The 17,084-nt window shown below is 46.1% G+C and carries 31 protein-coding genes; all 31 read right to left on the bottom strand.

The genetic code is table 11. The annotated features are described in order from the left end of the window. Positions 1 to 60 precede the first annotated feature (60 nt). Positions 61 to 1,305 (bottom strand): N-acetylmuramoyl-L-alanine amidase family protein, encoded by a 1,245-nt coding sequence (locus MCJ35_RS29815; RefSeq protein ID WP_008726452.1) that lies wholly within the window; start codon positions 1,303 to 1,305, stop codon positions 61 to 63. Positions 1,306 to 1,533: 228 nt separating this feature from the next. Next, the gene (locus MCJ35_RS29810) at positions 1,534 to 2,070 is read right to left on the bottom strand and encodes a bL17 family ribosomal protein (RefSeq protein ID WP_008726450.1); all 537 of its coding nucleotides are present in this window, start codon (positions 2,068 to 2,070) and stop codon (positions 1,534 to 1,536) included. Positions 2,071 to 2,225: 155 nt separating this feature from the next. Next, positions 2,226 to 3,188 carry a DNA-directed RNA polymerase subunit alpha gene (locus MCJ35_RS29805; protein ID WP_007869282.1) on the bottom strand — a complete coding sequence of 321 codons (963 nt, stop codon included), beginning with the start codon at positions 3,186 to 3,188 and terminating at the stop codon, positions 2,226 to 2,228. 165 nt (positions 3,189 to 3,353) lie between these two features. Further along, entirely contained in the window at positions 3,354 to 3,947 is a 594-nt protein-coding gene (gene rpsD / locus MCJ35_RS29800) for a 30S ribosomal protein S4 (RefSeq protein WP_008726448.1), read from the bottom strand. 25 nt (positions 3,948 to 3,972) lie between these two features. Continuing rightward, positions 3,973 to 4,374 (bottom strand): 30S ribosomal protein S11, encoded by a 402-nt coding sequence (rpsK, locus tag MCJ35_RS29795; protein WP_007869284.1) that lies wholly within the window; start codon positions 4,372 to 4,374, stop codon positions 3,973 to 3,975. A gap of 88 nt (positions 4,375 to 4,462) precedes the next feature. Further along, positions 4,463 to 4,831 carry a 30S ribosomal protein S13 gene (gene rpsM, locus MCJ35_RS29790; RefSeq protein WP_008726447.1) on the bottom strand — a complete coding sequence of 123 codons (369 nt, stop codon included), beginning with the start codon at positions 4,829 to 4,831 and terminating at the stop codon, positions 4,463 to 4,465. 26 nt (positions 4,832 to 4,857) lie between these two features. Continuing rightward, a complete protein-coding gene (gene rpmJ / locus MCJ35_RS29785; protein ID WP_003497809.1) occupies positions 4,858 to 4,971 on the bottom strand; it encodes a 50S ribosomal protein L36 in 114 nt (37 codons plus the stop codon). A 186-nt stretch (positions 4,972 to 5,157) separates the two neighbouring features. Then, entirely contained in the window at positions 5,158 to 5,376 is a 219-nt protein-coding gene (gene infA / locus MCJ35_RS29780) for a translation initiation factor IF-1 (protein WP_008726446.1), read from the bottom strand. Positions 5,377 to 5,390: 14 nt separating this feature from the next. Next, positions 5,391 to 5,654 carry a KOW domain-containing RNA-binding protein gene (locus MCJ35_RS29775; protein ID WP_008726445.1) on the bottom strand — a complete coding sequence of 88 codons (264 nt, stop codon included), beginning with the start codon at positions 5,652 to 5,654 and terminating at the stop codon, positions 5,391 to 5,393. A gap of 13 nt (positions 5,655 to 5,667) precedes the next feature. After that, positions 5,668 to 6,414: a type I methionyl aminopeptidase gene (gene map / locus MCJ35_RS29770; RefSeq protein ID WP_008726444.1), complete on the bottom strand. Its 747-nt coding sequence runs from the start codon at positions 6,412 to 6,414 to the stop codon at positions 5,668 to 5,670. Between the two features lie 3 nt (positions 6,415 to 6,417). After that, a complete protein-coding gene (locus tag MCJ35_RS29765) occupies positions 6,418 to 7,062 on the bottom strand; it encodes an adenylate kinase (protein ID WP_008726443.1) in 645 nt (214 codons plus the stop codon). Between the two features lie 99 nt (positions 7,063 to 7,161). Beyond that, positions 7,162 to 8,478: a preprotein translocase subunit SecY gene (secY, locus tag MCJ35_RS29760; protein WP_008726442.1), complete on the bottom strand. Its 1,317-nt coding sequence runs from the start codon at positions 8,476 to 8,478 to the stop codon at positions 7,162 to 7,164. Then, positions 8,478 to 8,918: a 50S ribosomal protein L15 gene (gene rplO / locus MCJ35_RS29755; protein WP_008726441.1), complete on the bottom strand. Its 441-nt coding sequence runs from the start codon at positions 8,916 to 8,918 to the stop codon at positions 8,478 to 8,480. The genes secY and rplO overlap by 1 nt, the downstream gene beginning before the upstream one ends. A 25-nt stretch (positions 8,919 to 8,943) precedes the next feature. Then, positions 8,944 to 9,126 (bottom strand): 50S ribosomal protein L30, encoded by a 183-nt coding sequence (rpmD, locus tag MCJ35_RS29750; RefSeq protein WP_008726440.1) that lies wholly within the window; start codon positions 9,124 to 9,126, stop codon positions 8,944 to 8,946. A gap of 15 nt (positions 9,127 to 9,141) precedes the next feature. Next, positions 9,142 to 9,651: a 30S ribosomal protein S5 gene (gene rpsE, locus MCJ35_RS29745; protein ID WP_008726439.1), complete on the bottom strand. Its 510-nt coding sequence runs from the start codon at positions 9,649 to 9,651 to the stop codon at positions 9,142 to 9,144. A gap of 15 nt (positions 9,652 to 9,666) precedes the next feature. Continuing rightward, a complete protein-coding gene (gene rplR, locus MCJ35_RS29740) occupies positions 9,667 to 10,035 on the bottom strand; it encodes a 50S ribosomal protein L18 (RefSeq protein ID WP_008726438.1) in 369 nt (122 codons plus the stop codon). Positions 10,036 to 10,052: 17 nt separating this feature from the next. Beyond that, positions 10,053 to 10,595, bottom strand: coding sequence for a 50S ribosomal protein L6 (gene rplF, locus MCJ35_RS29735; RefSeq protein WP_008726437.1), 543 nt, complete (start codon positions 10,593 to 10,595; stop codon positions 10,053 to 10,055). 158 nt (positions 10,596 to 10,753) lie between these two features. Next, entirely contained in the window at positions 10,754 to 11,155 is a 402-nt protein-coding gene (gene rpsH / locus MCJ35_RS29730; RefSeq protein ID WP_008726436.1) for a 30S ribosomal protein S8, read from the bottom strand. Positions 11,156 to 11,285: 130 nt separating this feature from the next. Next, positions 11,286 to 11,471 (bottom strand): type Z 30S ribosomal protein S14, encoded by a 186-nt coding sequence (locus tag MCJ35_RS29725; protein WP_002604691.1) that lies wholly within the window; start codon positions 11,469 to 11,471, stop codon positions 11,286 to 11,288. A 17-nt stretch (positions 11,472 to 11,488) separates the two neighbouring features. Next, the gene (gene rplE, locus MCJ35_RS29720; protein ID WP_007869322.1) at positions 11,489 to 12,028 is read right to left on the bottom strand and encodes a 50S ribosomal protein L5; all 540 of its coding nucleotides are present in this window, start codon (positions 12,026 to 12,028) and stop codon (positions 11,489 to 11,491) included. A gap of 23 nt (positions 12,029 to 12,051) precedes the next feature. Continuing rightward, positions 12,052 to 12,357, bottom strand: a complete 306-nt coding sequence (gene rplX / locus MCJ35_RS29715) for a 50S ribosomal protein L24 (protein ID WP_008726435.1) — start codon at positions 12,355 to 12,357, stop codon at positions 12,052 to 12,054. A gap of 13 nt (positions 12,358 to 12,370) precedes the next feature. Next, positions 12,371 to 12,739 (bottom strand): 50S ribosomal protein L14, encoded by a 369-nt coding sequence (gene rplN / locus MCJ35_RS29710; protein ID WP_008726434.1) that lies wholly within the window; start codon positions 12,737 to 12,739, stop codon positions 12,371 to 12,373. 25 nt (positions 12,740 to 12,764) lie between these two features. Next, a complete protein-coding gene (rpsQ, locus tag MCJ35_RS29705) occupies positions 12,765 to 13,037 on the bottom strand; it encodes a 30S ribosomal protein S17 (protein ID WP_008726433.1) in 273 nt (90 codons plus the stop codon). Beyond that, positions 13,037 to 13,240 (bottom strand): 50S ribosomal protein L29, encoded by a 204-nt coding sequence (gene rpmC, locus MCJ35_RS29700; protein ID WP_025483884.1) that lies wholly within the window; start codon positions 13,238 to 13,240, stop codon positions 13,037 to 13,039. The genes rpsQ and rpmC overlap by 1 nt, the downstream gene beginning before the upstream one ends. Next, positions 13,230 to 13,667, bottom strand: coding sequence for a 50S ribosomal protein L16 (gene rplP, locus MCJ35_RS29695; protein WP_008726431.1), 438 nt, complete (start codon positions 13,665 to 13,667; stop codon positions 13,230 to 13,232). Before rplP ends, rpmC begins: the two co-directional genes overlap by 11 nt. Further along, positions 13,667 to 14,323 (bottom strand): 30S ribosomal protein S3, encoded by a 657-nt coding sequence (rpsC, locus tag MCJ35_RS29690; protein WP_008726430.1) that lies wholly within the window; start codon positions 14,321 to 14,323, stop codon positions 13,667 to 13,669. Before rpsC ends, rplP begins: the two co-directional genes overlap by 1 nt. Positions 14,324 to 14,332: 9 nt before the next feature. Further along, entirely contained in the window at positions 14,333 to 14,719 is a 387-nt protein-coding gene (rplV, locus tag MCJ35_RS29685; protein ID WP_008726429.1) for a 50S ribosomal protein L22, read from the bottom strand. 31 nt (positions 14,720 to 14,750) lie between these two features. Further along, positions 14,751 to 15,035, bottom strand: coding sequence for a 30S ribosomal protein S19 (gene rpsS / locus MCJ35_RS29680; protein ID WP_008726428.1), 285 nt, complete (start codon positions 15,033 to 15,035; stop codon positions 14,751 to 14,753). Positions 15,036 to 15,055: 20 nt separating this feature from the next. Next, complete coding sequence (gene rplB, locus MCJ35_RS29675; protein WP_008726427.1) at positions 15,056 to 15,901, bottom strand: 50S ribosomal protein L2; 846 nt, start codon at positions 15,899 to 15,901, stop codon at positions 15,056 to 15,058. A gap of 242 nt (positions 15,902 to 16,143) precedes the next feature. After that, positions 16,144 to 16,443 carry a 50S ribosomal protein L23 gene (gene rplW, locus MCJ35_RS29670; RefSeq protein ID WP_008726426.1) on the bottom strand — a complete coding sequence of 100 codons (300 nt, stop codon included), beginning with the start codon at positions 16,441 to 16,443 and terminating at the stop codon, positions 16,144 to 16,146. After that, positions 16,443 to 17,063 carry a 50S ribosomal protein L4 gene (gene rplD / locus MCJ35_RS29665; RefSeq protein ID WP_008726425.1) on the bottom strand — a complete coding sequence of 207 codons (621 nt, stop codon included), beginning with the start codon at positions 17,061 to 17,063 and terminating at the stop codon, positions 16,443 to 16,445. Before rplD ends, rplW begins: the two co-directional genes overlap by 1 nt. Between the last annotated feature and the right edge of the window lie 21 nt (positions 17,064 to 17,084).

Genomic DNA, 17,084 nt, shown 5'->3' with positions numbered 1-17,084 from the left:
CAACTTTTCCTCACATCGTTCCCACAAACTTCATATATCCAATCATTCATATATATCCCATCAGTGCTGCCATACTCCGTTGGCATCCAGATGGAAACCGTCAATGGATGTGGACACGGCCTTGGAACCGTCTCCCGGATAGAAATAATAGTAGTTGTTCTCTACCTTATACCATCCTTCTACCATTGCGCCGCTTTCATTCAGGAAATAAGTCTTGCCGTTAATGGTAAGCCAGCTGCTCTTGACCATGGCGCCTTCCGGTCCGCCGTCATTGGGATTCAGGTAATACCAGATGTTGCCGCTCTTTATCCAGCCCTTCTTCATGTCCCCGCTTTCGCCCAGGTAATACCACTGTCCGCCGGTCTGCTGCCAGCCGGTCAGCATCCTGCCTGTGCTGTCAAACAGATACCACTTGTCATTCCACTTCAGCCAGCCGTTCTTCTGCATGTTGCCGTCCGGATACCGGAAGTACCAGGAATCGCCTTCCTTGCGCCAGCCGACATCCGTATTGCCGCCGCTGGGGGTACTGCCTCCATTATCCTGGCCGCTGCCGTCCGAAACCTCGTCATCGGCAATATATAAATCCCCGGCCTCTGTCCATTCGCTCTTCTTGCCGTACTTTTTCTCCTCATCCGTATGGGGAACCGTCCTTACCTTAAAGGAATAATCGCCTTCCTTGGTCATGTATGGGTAGAAATTATAGGAGGTTCCCTTGTAGTCTTCCAGTTTCTTCACCACGGAAGACCCTCTGTACAGATACACATCATAGTATCCGGATGTGTTCTCTGCTTCTTCCCATCTGGCCCTGCCCCTGCTGCTGCCCCACTCGGCATCCTCAGGCGGGTCATAGGTTCCTTTGATACCGGTTGCCTTAAGGACCACCTTCAGCTGGTCCCCTGACCTGGATGCTGATACGAAAATACCTCCGCTTACGCTTACGCTGCTGGCGCTGTAACTGCTGCGGAACCGGTACTCATAAGCGCTGCTGCTGGATGTGTTGGGATCCAGGTAAACCGTTATCTTGGGCGTATCCCCAATACCGACCTCCCTGTCATTGGACCATTCGGCCGACTCTACCTCATACTTACTGGAAGATGTATAAACCTTGCTCCCGCTGTCGCTTGAACTGGTACCAAGACTGTCCCCGCTGTTAATCTCATCCCCGGAATCCAAATCAATACTCACCTTCAAAGAAATGTTGGTGATATATTTATAGTCGCTGGCAGCCAAAGACTGCATGGGCATTGCTGTCATCAGTGTACCGGCAGCCAATGCCATACATAATAACCGTTTCATGTTTTTCATGAAATCTCAACCTCCTCAAAAACAGGTATCCCCCTGAATATTCTTTTTCTGGTTCCATTATAGCCCAGAAGGCAGTTTTACGTCAACTTACGATTATCTTGCGATATTTTCTCTATTCTATCGAAGTTCTGTCAATTTTATGGCCGGGGGATGTTTTTGACACAAAATCATGGAACGAAAAAACTGCAGACACACCTATGCGTATCTGCAGTCATCTGAATCACATCATTATACTAATTCAATCAGAACTTCCATTGCGGCATCACCCTTACGAGGGCCAACCTTAATGATTCTGGTGTAACCACCGTTGCGTCCTGTATACTTAGGGGCAACTTCGTCAAAAAGCTTTGCTACCAGGTCAACGGACTTGGTGTTCTTCTTTTTGCCGGCTGGTGTGGAAGGAACCTCGGTCACTCCGTAGAGAACCTTTAACATCTGTCTTCTTGCATGCAGCCTGGAAGGCAGATCCTTCTTGATTTCCTTCTCAACTTCGTCGTATACGGTAACTTTCTTGCCGTCAACAACTTCCTTTACCCTCTTGCCGTCTTTGTCCTTGCGGGCAACCTTGGCAGTAACCTTAACGGTCTCAAAGTTGTCTTTTTCCTTCACAGCCATTGCAATCAGGCCTTCTGCAACCTTGCGGATTTCTTTAGCCCTGGTCTCAGTTGTCCTGATATGTCCGTGATATAACAGTGCGGTTACCTGGCTTCTGATTAAAGCCTTTCTCTGGTCGGAAGTTCTTCCTAATTTTCTATATCCTGCCATTGTAATTTTCCTCCATCAGTGGAACACCTTCACCATGCTTCATTGGACTTACTGGTTCAGGCATTTAAGCCCACTTAACATTTATTGGTTACTCAGCCACGCATCTTTGGTCTTACTGGCCGGGTGTTAACATGTAACTATCACTTTATTGGTGCTTAGTTATCATCACTTGGATTCAACTGTAAGCCTAACTCTTTCAGCTTAGCCAGCACTTCCTCTAAGGACTTGCGGCCCAGGTTACGGACTTTCATCATATCCTCGGAAGTCCTGTTGCACAGTTCCTCCACGGTGTTGATTCCGGCCCTCTTCAGGCAGTTATATGAACGGACGGAAAGCTCCAGTTCGTCAATATTCATCTCAAGCACTTTTTCCTTCTCATTGTCTTCCTTCTCTACCATGATTTCTGCGGTCTTGGCATTCTCGGAAAGGTCAATGAACAGGTTCAGATGCTCGCTGAGTACCTTGGCTGCCAGGCTGACTGCCTCATCGGGAGCCAGGGTGCCATTGGTATATATCTCAAGTGTAAGTTTATCAAAGTCAGTCTGCTGTCCCACACGGGTGTTGGTAACAGCCATATTGACACGCTCCACCGGTGTATAAATGGAATCCACTGCAATGACGCCGATTGGTAAATCGTCGTTCTTATTCTTGTCAGCGCTGATATATCCACGGCCCTTTGTAATGGTAAGCTCCATGTAGAACTTGCTGTCCGTGCCGCCGCTTAAGGTTGCGATGACCTGGTCAGGGTTCATGATTTCAATATCAGCATCTGCCTGGATATCTGCTGCAGTAATTACACCTTCGCCCTCAAATTCAATGTATGCAACTTTTGGTTCATCGGTATCGCTGTTGTTCTTGATCGCTAAGCTTTTGATGTTCATAATAATCTCAGTTACGTCTTCCTTTACTCCAGGAATGGAACTGAACTCATGCAAAACGCCATCGATTTTTACCTGACTCACTGCGGCTCCGGGTAAAGAAGAAAGCATGATTCTTCTTAAGGAATTGCCCAGCGTAGTGCCGTAACCTCTCTCAAGTGGTTCAACTACAAACTTGCCGTATCTCTTGTCTTCTGAAATCTCTGCGATTTCAATGTTTGGTTTTTCAAAATCGAACACTAATAGCCCCTCCTTTTTGGGTTTCTATCAAATCTCGAGGGATATAAAACCTGCACACAGCAGAACATACCCAAACCAAAGAAAGTCCGGGGTCCATGTCCTGCAAAGCACGCCTGTCCGGTGAGGAACAGGCATGCCTTGTACAATCTATAGAGAATGGCAGGATTATTTGGAATACAACTCGACGATAAGCATTTCGTTTACTGGAACATCAATTTCGTCTCTGGTCGGCATTTCCTTAACAGTGCCGCGCAGGTTTTCCTGATCTACTTCCAGCCATGCTGGAGTCAGACGTCCACCGGTTACTTCCAGGATGTCTTTGTATCTCTGAGCAGATTTATACTTCTCCCTTACCTCGATAACATCGCCGGCCTTAACCTGGTAGGACGGGATATTAACTGGCTTGCCATTAACCAGGATATGCTTGTGGTCAACAATCTGCCTGGTTTCCTTACGTGTACGTCCAAGGCCCATGCGGAACAGTACGTTATCCAGTCTGCACTCCAGAAGGATCATAAGGTTGGTACCAACCATACCGTTCATCTTGGAAGCCTTTGCATAGTAGTTACGGAAAGGTTTCTCTAACACACCGTAAATGAATTTGGCTTTCTGCTTTTCTCTCAGCTGCATGCCGTACTCACTTAACTTCTTATTTGTTCTTCTTGATTCTCTGTTTGACTTTTTATCAATTCCTAAATAGACCGGATCCAGTCCAAGGGATCTACATCTTTTAAGAACAGGAACTCTATCTACTGCCACTTTAATTACCTCCTAATTAAGTTCATCAGACTCTTCTACGTTTTGGCGGACGGCATCCGTTATGTGGTACCGGTGTTACATCCTTAATGCTGGTCACTTCCAAGCCACATGCCTGAAGGGCACGGATTGCAGCTTCACGTCCTGAACCAGGACCTTTAACCATAACGTCTACTGACTTTAAGCCATGTACAAGAGCTGCCTTCGTAGCAGTTTCTGCTGCCATCTGAGCTGCATAAGGAGTAGATTTCCTTGAACCTCTAAATCCCAGACCACCGGCACTTGCCCATGATAAGGCGTTACCCTGCGCATCAGTTAATGTAACAATTGTGTTATTAAAAGATGACTGGATATGTGCCTGTCCGCGTTCAACGTTTTTCTTCACACGCTTTTTTGTAACTTTTTTAGTCGTGGACACTTTTTTAGCCATTTTAAACTAACCTACTTTCTCATTTTCTTGAATTCGCTCTTCCTGTTTTTAAAACATGCAAATCGAATTCTGTTACCGTGTTGCTAAATTACTTTTTCTTGTTTGCTACTGTCTTCCTTGGTCCCTTGCAGGTTCTTGCATTGGTCTTTGTCTTCTGCCCGCGGACCGGAAGGCTCTTCCTGTGACGGATTCCTCTGTAGCATCCGATTTCCTGAAGCCTCTTGATGTTCATAGCGATTTCCCTGCGGAGATCACCTTCAACAGTCTGGGTTTCAGCAATGATGGTTGCCAGCTTCTTCACCTCATCATCGGTTAAATCCTTAACACGAGTATCTGGGTTCACGCCAGCTTCTGTTAAGATACGGTTGGAACTTGTTCTACCGATTCCGTAGATGTAAGTGAGACCAATCTCAACACGTTTTTCTCTTGGTAAGTCAACACCTGAAATACGAGCCATGTGTGTATTACACCTCCTAATTTTAATTAACCTTGTCTCTGTTTATGCTTTGGATTTTCACAAATTACTCTGATACTGCCTTTTCTCTTTATGATCTTGCACTTTTCGCAGATCGGCTTTACGGATGATCTAACCTTCACAGTAATTCTCCTTTCTATAGACCAACAAAGTTGCTCAAGCATTATACCAAAAATTCAGGATAAATGCAAGCACTTTTTATCTATGTTTTTTTGTTTTTCCCGAAAGCTGGTGCACTGTATCACTGTGCCAACGGGAAACCCGAACTCCGCCTTCGGCTCCGTTTGGGTAGTGGCGGCTTGCCGCCTTTATTTATCTCTCCAGATGATCCTTCCCTTGGACAGATCATATGGGGATAACTCAATGGTAACTTTGTCGCCTGGCAGGATACGGATATAATTCATACGAAGCTTTCCGCTGATATGTGCCAGTACCTGGTGGCCGTTTTCCAGTTGGACCTGGAACATGGCGTTTGGTAATTTCTCGATTACAGTTCCTTCAATTTCAATTACATCTGCTTTTGACATTCTCTTTTTACCTCCTACTGCTTGTGGGTGCGGATAAAGGATGCTATTTCCCCGTCGCTCACCGTCCCGCCTTCTGTAAGCTTTTTCCTCAAGGTTTCATCGTACTCACTTGTGAGCTGCAAGTGTTTCCTGTTCTTGCGTTTCTGTTTACTAAGGGGATGTTTCCTGCCGTCCGACAGATTAACATATTCCCCTTGGACACTGATTATGATATACAGTTCATCTTTGTCGTGACCTGCCAAACTTTTTACCAGGCCGGCTTCTTTAAACTCTACCATAGGGTCACCTCTGCTACAGCGATAAAATCTCAGGCTCTCCATCCGTAATCAGGATGGTATTCTCGTAATGGGATGCCAGTGAGCCGTCCTCTGTCACAACGGTCCATCCGTCATCCATCCACGCTACATCATAGCGACCTGCAGTAATCATAGGTTCAATTGCAAGTGTCATTCCCGGTGCCAGCTTTATGCCTTTGCGCCGCTGGGAAAAATTCGGGATTTCCGGTGCTTCGTGCATCTCTGTCCCGATTCCGTGTCCCACCAGGTCACGGACCACACCGAAGCCAAAGCTTTCCGCATATTCCTGGATGGCTTTGGATATATCATTGAGATGATTGCCAGCTTTTGCATACTTTATTCCTTCAAAAAAGCTCTGCTCTGTCACCTCTACCAGTTTCCTGGCCTGGGCATCCACTTCCCCAATCATATGGGTCCTGGCTGCATCAGACTGGTAACCCTTCCATATGACACCTGTGTCCAGGCTGACGATGTCACCCTCTTCCAGGTATCTGTGCTTATCCGGTATTCCATGCACTACTTCGTCATTGATGGAGATGCACACAGAAGCCGGATAACCCTGATAGTTTAAAAAGGAAGGAATACATCCATGGCTCCTGATCATCTCTTCGCAGATTCGGTCAATTTCTTTGGTGGATACGCCCGGCTTTACTGCCTTGCCCAGTTCCTCATGGACGCTGGCAAGGATCTTCCCGGCTTCCCGCATTAACTCAATTTCCCGTTCTGATTTAATTGTTACCATTCTTTATGCTCCTAAAATCTTAGCAATGGCCTGGAACACATCTTCCATATCCATGGTTCCGTCTACTTCAGCCAAAACGCCTGCTTTCTGGTAATACTCGATAAGAGGCTGGGTCTGGTCATGATATACATCAAGGCGCTTCTTAACTGTCTCCGGCTTGTCATCATCCCTGAGTACCAGCTCCTGGCCGCATACATCACAGATGCCTTCCTTTTTTGGAGGGTTATATACAATATGATAGGTCGCGCCGCATGCCAGGCATGCGCGGCGTCCTGCCATACGGTTGATTATGTCCTCATCCGGCACATCCACATTGATGGCGTAGTCAATGGACTCCCCCATCTGGCCCAGGGCCGTTGTAAGGCTCTCTGCCTGTGGAATGGTCCTTGGGAACCCATCCAGTACATATCCGTCCTGACAGTCAGCTTCATGGATGCGGTCAAGCAGCATGCCGATGGTTATCTCATCCGGTACAAGTCCGCCTGCATCCATAAATGCTTTTGCTTTCATACCCAGTTCCGTTCCATTCTTAATGTTTGCACGGAAAATATCTCCGGTGGAAATATGGGGTATCTGATACTTTGCTGCAATCTTTTTTGCCTGGGTGCCTTTACCTGCACCCGGAGCGCCTAACATGATGATTTTCATAGACCGATCCTCCTCCAAAACCTTTAAGTTTCTTATAACGCAATCAATCCGCCCTTGTGGAATACCACAAAGGCAGATTGATTAATTCAACTGTGGTTGTTAATCGTTCAAAAATCCCTTATAATAACGCACAAGCATCTGAGATTCTACTGCTTTGATTGTCTCAAGCACAACGCCCACGATGATGATTAAGGATGTTCCGGAAAATGAGATATGGCTCACATTGAGTAAACCAGACGCAAGGATCGGGACAATCGCAATCACAATCAGGCCGCATGCACCAATGAAAACAATATAATTCAAAATCTTATTTAAATAATCGCTGGTTGGCTTGCCAGGACGGATACCCGGTATGAAGCCTCCCTGCTTTTTCATGTTATTAGCCACTTCCAACGGATTAAAGGTAATGGACGTATAGAAGTAAGCAAACATAATCAGCAATGCAATATAAATCACCAGACCGATGGAATACTCAGGAGCGTCAGGTCTGCACCATGAGCCGGAATTGAGCACCATCAGGATCTTGCCTCCGATTGAGCTGTAATCCACCGTAAAGAACTGGGCAATCACAACTGGGAATGACATGATGGAAGATGCAAAGATTACCGGCATGACACCCGCCGTATTAATCTTCAGCGGGATGTTGGAAGCCTGTCCGCCAACCATCTTACGGCCAACCATTTTCTTGGAGTACTGGACCGGGATTCTCCGCTCTGCATCATTTAACACAATGACAAAGACAACCATGGCCAGGATCACAAGGGCAATCAGTACAATGGCAATCGCTGCCCTGAGTACGGTCTGTCCAAAGATAAAGCGGTAATAAAGGCTTCTTACGTCATTGGGCACGCTGGAGAGGATGTTGAATAACAGTACGATTGAGATACCGTTTCCAACGCCCTTTTCAGTAATCTGCTCACCAATCCACATCAAGAGGGCACTGCCCGTTGTCATGGTGACGATGGCGATGATGATGTTCCAGGCATTGTAATCAAGGAGAAGTCCCTGCCGGCCGAAGCCGATAGCCATGGCGCTTGATTCAATCAGCGCCAGGGCCACCGTGGTGTATCGGGTGTATTCCTGAATCTTTTTTCTTCCGTCCTCACCGTCCTTCTGCAGCTCTTCCAGTTTAGGAATGGCTATGGTAAGCAGCTGGATGATGATTGAAGATGTGATGTATGGCGTAATGCTCAGTGCAAAGATGGACATGGATGAAAATGAACCACCTGTCATGGCATTAAAGAAGCCAAACACATCCGTTGTCTGTTTCGCGAACCAATCCGCAAAGAATGTTGTCTGTATTCCCGGAATCGGAAGCTGGCATCCAAAACGGATGACTACCAGCATCATAAAGGTATAGAGGATCTTAGCCCGAAGCTCTTTTACCTTAAATGCATTTCTGATCGTTTTAAACATTAGATCACCTCGCAGGTTCCACCTAAAGCTTCGATTTTAGATTTTGCACCTTCACTGAATGCATTAACCTTAACGGTCAGCTTTTTGGTTAATTCTCCATTTCCAAGGATCTTAACACCATCTCTTGGATTCTTAACAATGCCGGCCTCGATTAAAGTCTCAACTGTAACTTCAGCATCATTGTCGAACCGCTCCAGTGCGCTTACGTTAATACCTACAATAGTCTTAGAATTCATATTGGTGAAACCACGCTTTGGGATACGCCTGTATAAAGGCATCTGTCCGCCTTCAAAGCCAGGTCTTGTTGCCCCTGAACGGGCCTTCTGACCTTTGTGGCCCTTACCAGCGGTCTTACCATTACCTGAACCGTGGCCACGGCCTCTTCTAAAATTATCGCTATGCTTTGAACCTGCAGCAGGCTGTAAATTTGACAATTCCATGACTGCACCTCCTTACTTTATCTGATTAGATTTCTTCAACTTTTACTAAATGTCTTACGCTTGCAATCATGCCTCTGACAGCGCCATTATCTGGCATCTCAACTGTCTTGTGCATCTTGTTCAGGCCAAGAGCCACAACAGTTGCCTTCTGCTTTGGAACAGCACCGATAGGGGACTTGACTAATGTGATTTTTAATTTCTCTGCCATGTCTTTCTCCTCCTATTAGCCTACAATTTCTTCCACAGATTTGCCGCGCAGTCTTGCAAATTCTTCTGGTGTCTTCAGTGAAGTCAGGCCAGCAAGGGTTGCCAGGACTACGTTCGTCTTGTTGTTGGAACCTAAGGACTTTGTACGGATGTTCTTAATTCCTGCCATCTCAAGTACGGAACGCGCAGGACCTCCTGCGATAACACCGGTACCTTCCGGAGCTTTCTTTAACAGAACAGCTGCACTTCCGAATTTACCAATAAAATCATGTGGGATACTCTTATTCTCATCAACTGGAATTTCTACCAGATTCTTAATTGCGGCTTCTTTACCTTTGCGGATGGCTTCAGGAACCTCGCCTGCCTTGCCTAAACCGGCGCCGACATGGCCGTTACCATCACCAACTACTACCAGAGCGGAAAATCTCATGGTACGTCCACCTTTAACAGTCTTGGATACTCTCTTGATTGCCACTACCTTATCATTCAGTTCCATCTGACTGGCATCAATAATTGTACGCTTCATGCTTGTTCTCCTCTCTTAGAAATCCAGACCAGCCTCGCGGGCTGCGTCTGCTAATACCTGAACTTTGCCCTGATATATAAAGCCGCCTCTATCGAAAACAACTTCCTTGATACCTTTTTCAAGGGCCCTCTTTGCGATTACTGTACCTACATATGCTGCAGCTGCCTTGTCGTTTGTCTTCTCCAGTTCAGCATTAACTTCTTTCTCAACTGTGGAAGCAGCAACTAAAGTGTTACCAACCGTATCGTCGATAATTTGAGCATACATATGATTATTACTTCTGAACACTGCCAGACGCGGTCTCTCTGCTGTGCCAGCAAAACGGTTACGCATTCTGTTGTGTTTCTTTACGCGAACTTCGCTTCTTGACTGTTTGTTAACCATTTTTACACTCTCCTTAATTATTTCTTACCAGTCTTACCAACTTTACGTCTGATCACTTCGTCAGCATACTTGATACCCTTGCCCTTGTATGGCTCAGGTCTTCTCTTGTCTCTGATTTCAGCAGCGTATTGGCCAACTTTTTCTTTACTGATACCTTTAACGGTAATCTTGTTCTGTCCTTCTAAGACAGTCTCGATACCTTCAGGATCTTCCATCTCCACCGGATGGGAATAGCCCAGGTTCAGAGTAAGCTTCTTGCCCTGCTTAGCTGCCCTGTAACCGACACCATTTACTTCCAGGACCTTCTCATACCCTTCCGTAACACCATGGATCATGTTGTTAACCAGGGTTCTGGTCAGGCCATGTAAAGATTTCATTCTCTTTAAATCATTTGGTCTGCTTACGATTATCTGTCCATCCTTCTGCTCGATGGACATCTCTACTGGGAGTTCTCTCTCCAATGTTCCTTTTGGACCTTTTACAGTCACTTTATTTCCTTCTGCGATTGTGACAGTAACACCTGCCGGAACCGCAACTGGCATTCTACCGATACGTGACATGCCTTTACCTCCTACTTAAATTTTCGGAAGGAACTTAGGCGTTCCTTCTGTTTTCAGTTGCATTGAACACTTGGCGCCTGTTCTCTAGGCGCTTACGTGTGAAAGCACTTCGCGGTACTTAGCGAGGTCTTTTCGAGCTTAGCAGCATCGAAGTTTCCTTACCATACAAATGCCAGCACTTCGCCGCCAACGCCTAACTGACGTGCTTCTTTATCCGTAATCACACCCTGGTTGGTGGAAATGATTGCGGTGCCAAGTCCACCCAGTACTTTGGGAAGCTCTTCCTTGTTTGCGTATACACGCAGGCCTGGTTTGGAGATTCTCTTAATACCGGAAATGATTTTCTCGTTTTTATCTTTACCGTACTTCAGGGTGATTCTGATGGTCTGGAAACCGCCGTCCTCTACCATGTCGTACTTTGCAACATAACCCTCTTTTACCAGGATATCAGCGATAGCTAATTTCATCTTGGATGAAGGTACGTCTACTGTATCATGTTTTGCAGTGTTTGCATTACGGATTCTTGTAAGCATATCTGCAATCGGATCGCTCATTGTCATTTTAAAATGCCTCCTTCTCTATAAATATTCTCTTGCTTCGTCCACTCGTCTAGGCTCGAAAAAACCTCGCCAAGTCTCGGGACGGGCTTTCGCACTAAGCTCGTGAAAGACCTCACTAAGTGCTCAATGCCTACCAGCTAGCTTTCTTAACGCCGGGAATCTGACCCTTGTATGCTAACTCACGGAAACAGATACGGCAGATACCGTATTTTCTTAAATAAGCATGTGGGCGGCCGCAGATTCTGCAGCGGTTGTACTCTCTGGAAGAGAATTTAGCCGGACGCTGCTGTTTAATCTTCATTGAAGTCTTAGCCATGAAAAGTTTCCTCCTAACTATTTTGCAAACGGCATGTTGAATAATGTCAAAAGTTCACGAGCTTCTTCGTCAGTCTTAGCGGTGGTAACGAAGATAATATCCATACCTCTTACCTTGTCAACTTTGTCGTACTCAATCTCAGGGAAAATCAGCTGCTCTTTGATACCGAGCGCATAGTTTCCTCTGCCATCAAATGCGTTAGGGTTAACACCTCTAAAGTCACGTACACGAGGCAGTGCCAGGTTTACCAGACGGTCAAGGAATTCATACATCCTCTCGCCGCGCAGGGTTACCTTGCAGCCGATTGCCATGCCTTCACGGAGTTTGAAGTTAGCGATGGACTTCTTAGCCTTGGTGGTAATAGCCTTCTGACCGGAGATGATTTCCAGATCTCTTACAGCTGAATCCAGGACCTTGGCATTTTCTTTTGCTTCGCCTACGCCCATGTTGATAACAATCTTATCAAGCTTCGGCACCTGCATAACGTTCTTATATCCAAATTTCTTCATCAGTGCGTCTACCATCTCGCTCTGATACTGTTCTTTTAATCTAGCCAACGTTTATTTCCTCCTCTCCTGAATTAATCAATCACTTTGCCAGTCTTCTTTGCCACGCGAACCTTCTTGCCGTCTTTTACTTCAAAGCCGACCCTGGTTGCCTTGCCGTCAACTACCAGCATTACATTGGAGATATCAATAGGAGCTTCCTGATTCACGATGCCGCCCTGTGGATTGCCAGGAGCCTGCTTTGTGTGCTTGGTAATCATATTGCAGCCCTGAACCAGAACCCTATTCTTCTTTGTATCAACAGAGATTACTTTACCCTGCTTATCTTTATCTTTACCTGCGATTACGACTACTAAGTCGTCTTTTTTGATTTTATGCACAGTGGACACCCCCTTATAATACTTCTGGAGCTAAGGAGACAATCTTCATGAACTGTTTGTCTCTTAATTCTCTTGCTACAGGCCCAAAGATACGAGTTCCTCTTGGAGTCTTGTCATCCTTAATAATTACTGCTGCGTTCTCATCAAACTTGATGTAAGAACCATCTTTACGACGGGCGCCTTTTTTCGTGCGCACAACCACAGCTTTTACAACATCGCCCTTCTTTACAACACCGCCTGGTGTTGCATCTTTAACGGAAGCAACGATGATATCACCGATATTGGCATATCTTCTGGTTGAACCACCTAATACACGGATGCAGAGAAGTTCTTTTGCACCGGTATTGTCGGCAACCCTAAGTCTTGTTTCCTGCTGAACCATACCTGTTACTCCTTCCTCATCTCAATTATCTTGCTTTCTCGATAACTTCAACAAGTCTCCATCTCTTATCCTTGGACAGTGGTCTTGTTTCCATTACTTTAACTTTATCACCGATGCCGCATTCATTCTTCTCGTCATGAGCTTTTAACTTAACGGTTTTCTTAACGATCTTACCGATCAGTGGGTGTTTAATGTGGTCCTCGATTGCTACAACAATGGTTTTGTCCATTTTATTGCTAACCACTTTACCGGTACGGGTTTTTCTTAAATTTCTTTCCACGGTAAGTTCTCCTTTCATTAAGCATTAGCCTTCTCAGTGATAACAGTCTGGATCCTGGCAATATTCTTGCGTACTTCCTTGATTCTGGATGTGTTATCTAACTGATTGGTTGCATTCTGGAATCTTAAATTGAACAGTTCCTTCTTCGCAGCTACTAACTCTTCATTCAGCTGGTTTGCTGACTTATTCTTTAATTCTTCTACAAACTTATTAGTTTTCACTGTTATCACCGCCTTCTAAATCTGCTTTAGAAGCAATCTTACACTTGCATGGCAGCTTGTGCATTGCAAGACGCAGAGCTTCCCTAGCTGTTTCCTCTGGTACACCAGCGATTTCAAATAATACGCGGCCTGGCTTTACAACTGCTACCCAGTACTCCAGAGCGCCTTTACCGGAACCCATACGGGTTTCTGCTGGCTTTGCTGTTACAGGTTTATCGGGGAAAATCTTAATCCAGACTTTACCACCACGCTTAATGTAACGGGTCATGGCAACACGGGCTGCCTCAATCTGGTTTGACTTAATCCAACATGGCTCAGTAGCGACTAAACCGAACTCACCGTTAGAAATCGTATTGCCTCTTAAAGCTTTACCGGCCATAGATCCACGGAACTGTTTACGACGCTTAACTCTCTTAGGCATTAACATTATTTATCGCTCCCTTCCTTGTTTCCTTTAGTAGGAAGTACTTCGCCCTTGTAGATCCAAACCTTAACGCCAAGCTTGCCGTAGGTTGTATCTGCTTCTGCGAAACCATAGTCAATATCTGCTCTTAATGTCTGAAGCGGGATTGTACCCTCGCTGTAGAACTCGGTACGTGCAATATCTGCACCGCCAAGACGGCCAGCAACAGCAGTCTTGATGCCCTTAACGCCAGCCTTCATGGTCCTGCCCATGGTGGACTTCATTGCGCGGCGGAAGGAAACACGGTTCTCAAGCTGTGATGCGATGGACTCTGCAACCAGCTGTGCATCCTTATCCGGACGCTTGATTTCCTTGATGTCTACAAACAGTTTCTTATCAGTCAGCTTCTGGACTTCTTTCTTTAACTTCTCAATCTCAGAACCACCCTTACCGATAACCACGCCTGGCTTAGCGGTATAGATGATGACCTTCACCCTGTCGGAAGCACGCTCAATCTCGATTTTGGAAATACCGGCACTGAACAGTCTCTTCTTCAGGAACTTTCTAATATTATAATCTTCAACCAGGCAGTCAGCAAAATCAGCTTCTGCATACCACTTGGAATCCCAGTCTTTAATAACACCGACCCTTAAGCCGTGTGGATTAACTTTCTGTCCCATATTTGCCTCCTATCTCTCATTCAGAACAACAGTGATGTGGCTCATTCTCTTCTCGATCCTGTAAGCACGTCCCTGAGCTCTCGGTCTGACTCTCTTCATGGTTGGGCCCTGGTTTGCGTAGCATTCCTCTACGTAAAGTTTTGACCTATCCATTCCGTTATTGTTCTCAGCATTTGCTGCTGCTGATTCCAGTAACTTCTTAACTAAGCTGGAAGCATATCTGGGATTGTAAGTTACAATACCAAGTGCGGTTTCTAAATCTTTGCCTCTAACGGCATCTAATACGAAACAAGCCTTCTGGACAGACACTCTAGCGTAAGACAGTGTTGCGCTTGGTCTTGTGTCCTTCTGGGCATTTCTCTCTCTCTTGACTTGGGATCTATGTCCTTTTGCCATTGGTAAAACCTCCTTTCAATTTACCCGTGAATTACTTTCTCACGCCGGATTTCTTCTCGTCTTTTCCGTGACCCCTGTAGGTCCTGGTTGCTACGAATTCGCCCAGTTTATGTCCTACCATATCTTCGGTTACATATACCGGAACGTGTTTCCTACCGTCATGAACTGCAATTGTATGACCAACAAACTGTGGGAAGATTGTAGAACGGCGGGACCAGGTCTTAATTACCTGCTTCTGTCCTGCTGCATTCATTGCGTCTACTTTCTTTAACAGATGCGCGTCTGCAAATGGTCCTTTTTTCAGTGAACGAGCCATGTGTTCTTAACCTCCTTTAACTATTTGATGGTTCTGCCATCACGTCTTCTTACGATCAACTTGTTAGACTGCTTGTTTTTCTTTCTGGTCTTCAGACCCAGAGCAGGCTTGCCCCATGGTGTGCATGGACCTGGACGTCCGATACCACACTTACCTTCACCACCACCGTGTGGATGGTCGTTAGGGTTCATTACGGAACCGCGGACTGTTGGTCTGATACCCATGTTGCGCTTTCTACCAGCTTTACCAATGTTGATCAGGGAGTGTTCACCATTGCCAACAACACCGATTGTTGCGCGGCAGATGATTGGAACCATTCTCATTTCACCTGAAGGTAAACGTAAGGTGGCATACTTGCCTTCCTTAGCCATCAGCTGTGCTGCATTACCGGCGGAACGGACTAACTGGCCGCCCTTGCCAGGATATAACTCAATGTTGTGTACCTGTGTACCAACCGGGATGTGGTACAGCGGCATACAGTTGCCAAGCTTTGCCTCTGCTGTATCGCCGCTTACAACCTTCATTCCATCAGTTAAGCCCTGTGGAGCCAGGATATAAGACTTGGTACCGTCTGCGTAGCAGATCAGTGCAATGTTGGCGGTTCTGTTTGGATCGTACTCGATACCGATAACGGTTGCCGGGATACCATCCTTGCTGTTTCTCTTGAAATCAATGATCCTGTATTTTCTTCTGCTGCCGCCGCCTCTGTGACGGACAGTGATTTTACCCTGATTGTTACGACCTGCGTTCTTGTTCAGGGAAACTACCAGAGACTTTTCTGGGGTGGTCTTGGTGATTTCCTTGAAATCAGAGCCGGTCATATGTCTTCTGGAAGGTGTATAAGCATTATACTTCTTAATTCCCATGACATTTTACTCCTTTTCATTTTCTTTTCACGGCATGCGGTTCTGGACGGGATATCTGGGATGTCCCCTGTGAATGGGATGCCGTATAAGTTCTCCGGCCGGGGATGCCCGGCGGGTTTTGGGTTTGTTGGATTAAGGTGCATCCAACGGGGAGCGGGTTCCGCTCGACTAAGCTCGAAAAGACCTCGCTAAGTCTCGGGAACGGCGTTCACACTAAGTTCGTGAGATACCTCACTAAGTGCTTACAGCCCCTGGAAAATCTCTATTTCCTTGCTGTCTTCTGTCAGCTTTACGATTGCCTTTTTGGAAGCAGCTGTCCTGCCGAAGGTGGTTCCTCTTCTCTTGACCTTTCCTTCACAGTTCATGGTGTTCACAGTCTCAACCTTGGTGCCTGGGAACATCTTCTCAACAGCTTCTTTAATCATGGATTTATTGGCATCTACATGGACCATGAAAGTATACTTCTTGTCTGTCATGGCGTTCATGCTCTTCTCAGTAATAACTGGTTTTAAAATGACGTCATAGTACTTAATATCTGCCATTATGCGTACACCTCCTCGATGGATGCAACAGCAGCCTTGGTTGCCACTACTGTGTTGTACTTCAGAATGTCGTATACATTGATGGAGTCAACCTGTGCAGTCTTAACGTCTGCAACGTTCCTTGCGGATAATACTGTGTTCTGGTCATTGTCAGCCAGCACAACCAGCGCCTTGTTAACCTTAAGGCTGTCCATTACGCCCTGGAACTTCTTGGTCTTGATCTCATCAAACTTCAGCTCATCTACAACAATGAACTTGTTAGCCTGAACACGGCTTGTGAGTGCGGACTTAAGTGCTGCCCTCTTTTCCTTCTTGTTCAGTCTGATTGTGTAATCCCTTGGTGTGGGAGCGAATACCACGCCGCCGCCCTTCCACTGAGGAGACCTGGTTGAACCCTGTCTTGCATGACCGGTTCCTTTCTGTCTCCACGGTTTCCTGCCGCCGCCGGAAACCTCAGAACGTGTCTTTGCTTTCTGTGTTCCCTGACGCTTATTAGCAAGCTGTGCAACAACTGCAAGATGTACCAGGTGCTCGTTAACTTCTACACCGAACACGGCATCGTTCAGTTCTAATGTGCCAACTTCTTTACCTTCCATATTGTAAACAGATACGTTTGCCATCTGTGTGTTCCTCCTTTCCTA

The sequence above is a fragment of the Enterocloster sp. OA13 genome (assembly GCF_022440595.1).
In the GTDB taxonomy this organism is placed as follows: Bacteria; Bacillota; Clostridia; order Lachnospirales; family Lachnospiraceae; genus Enterocloster; species Enterocloster hominis.
This window is presented reverse-complemented; position numbering and strand designations above follow the sequence as displayed.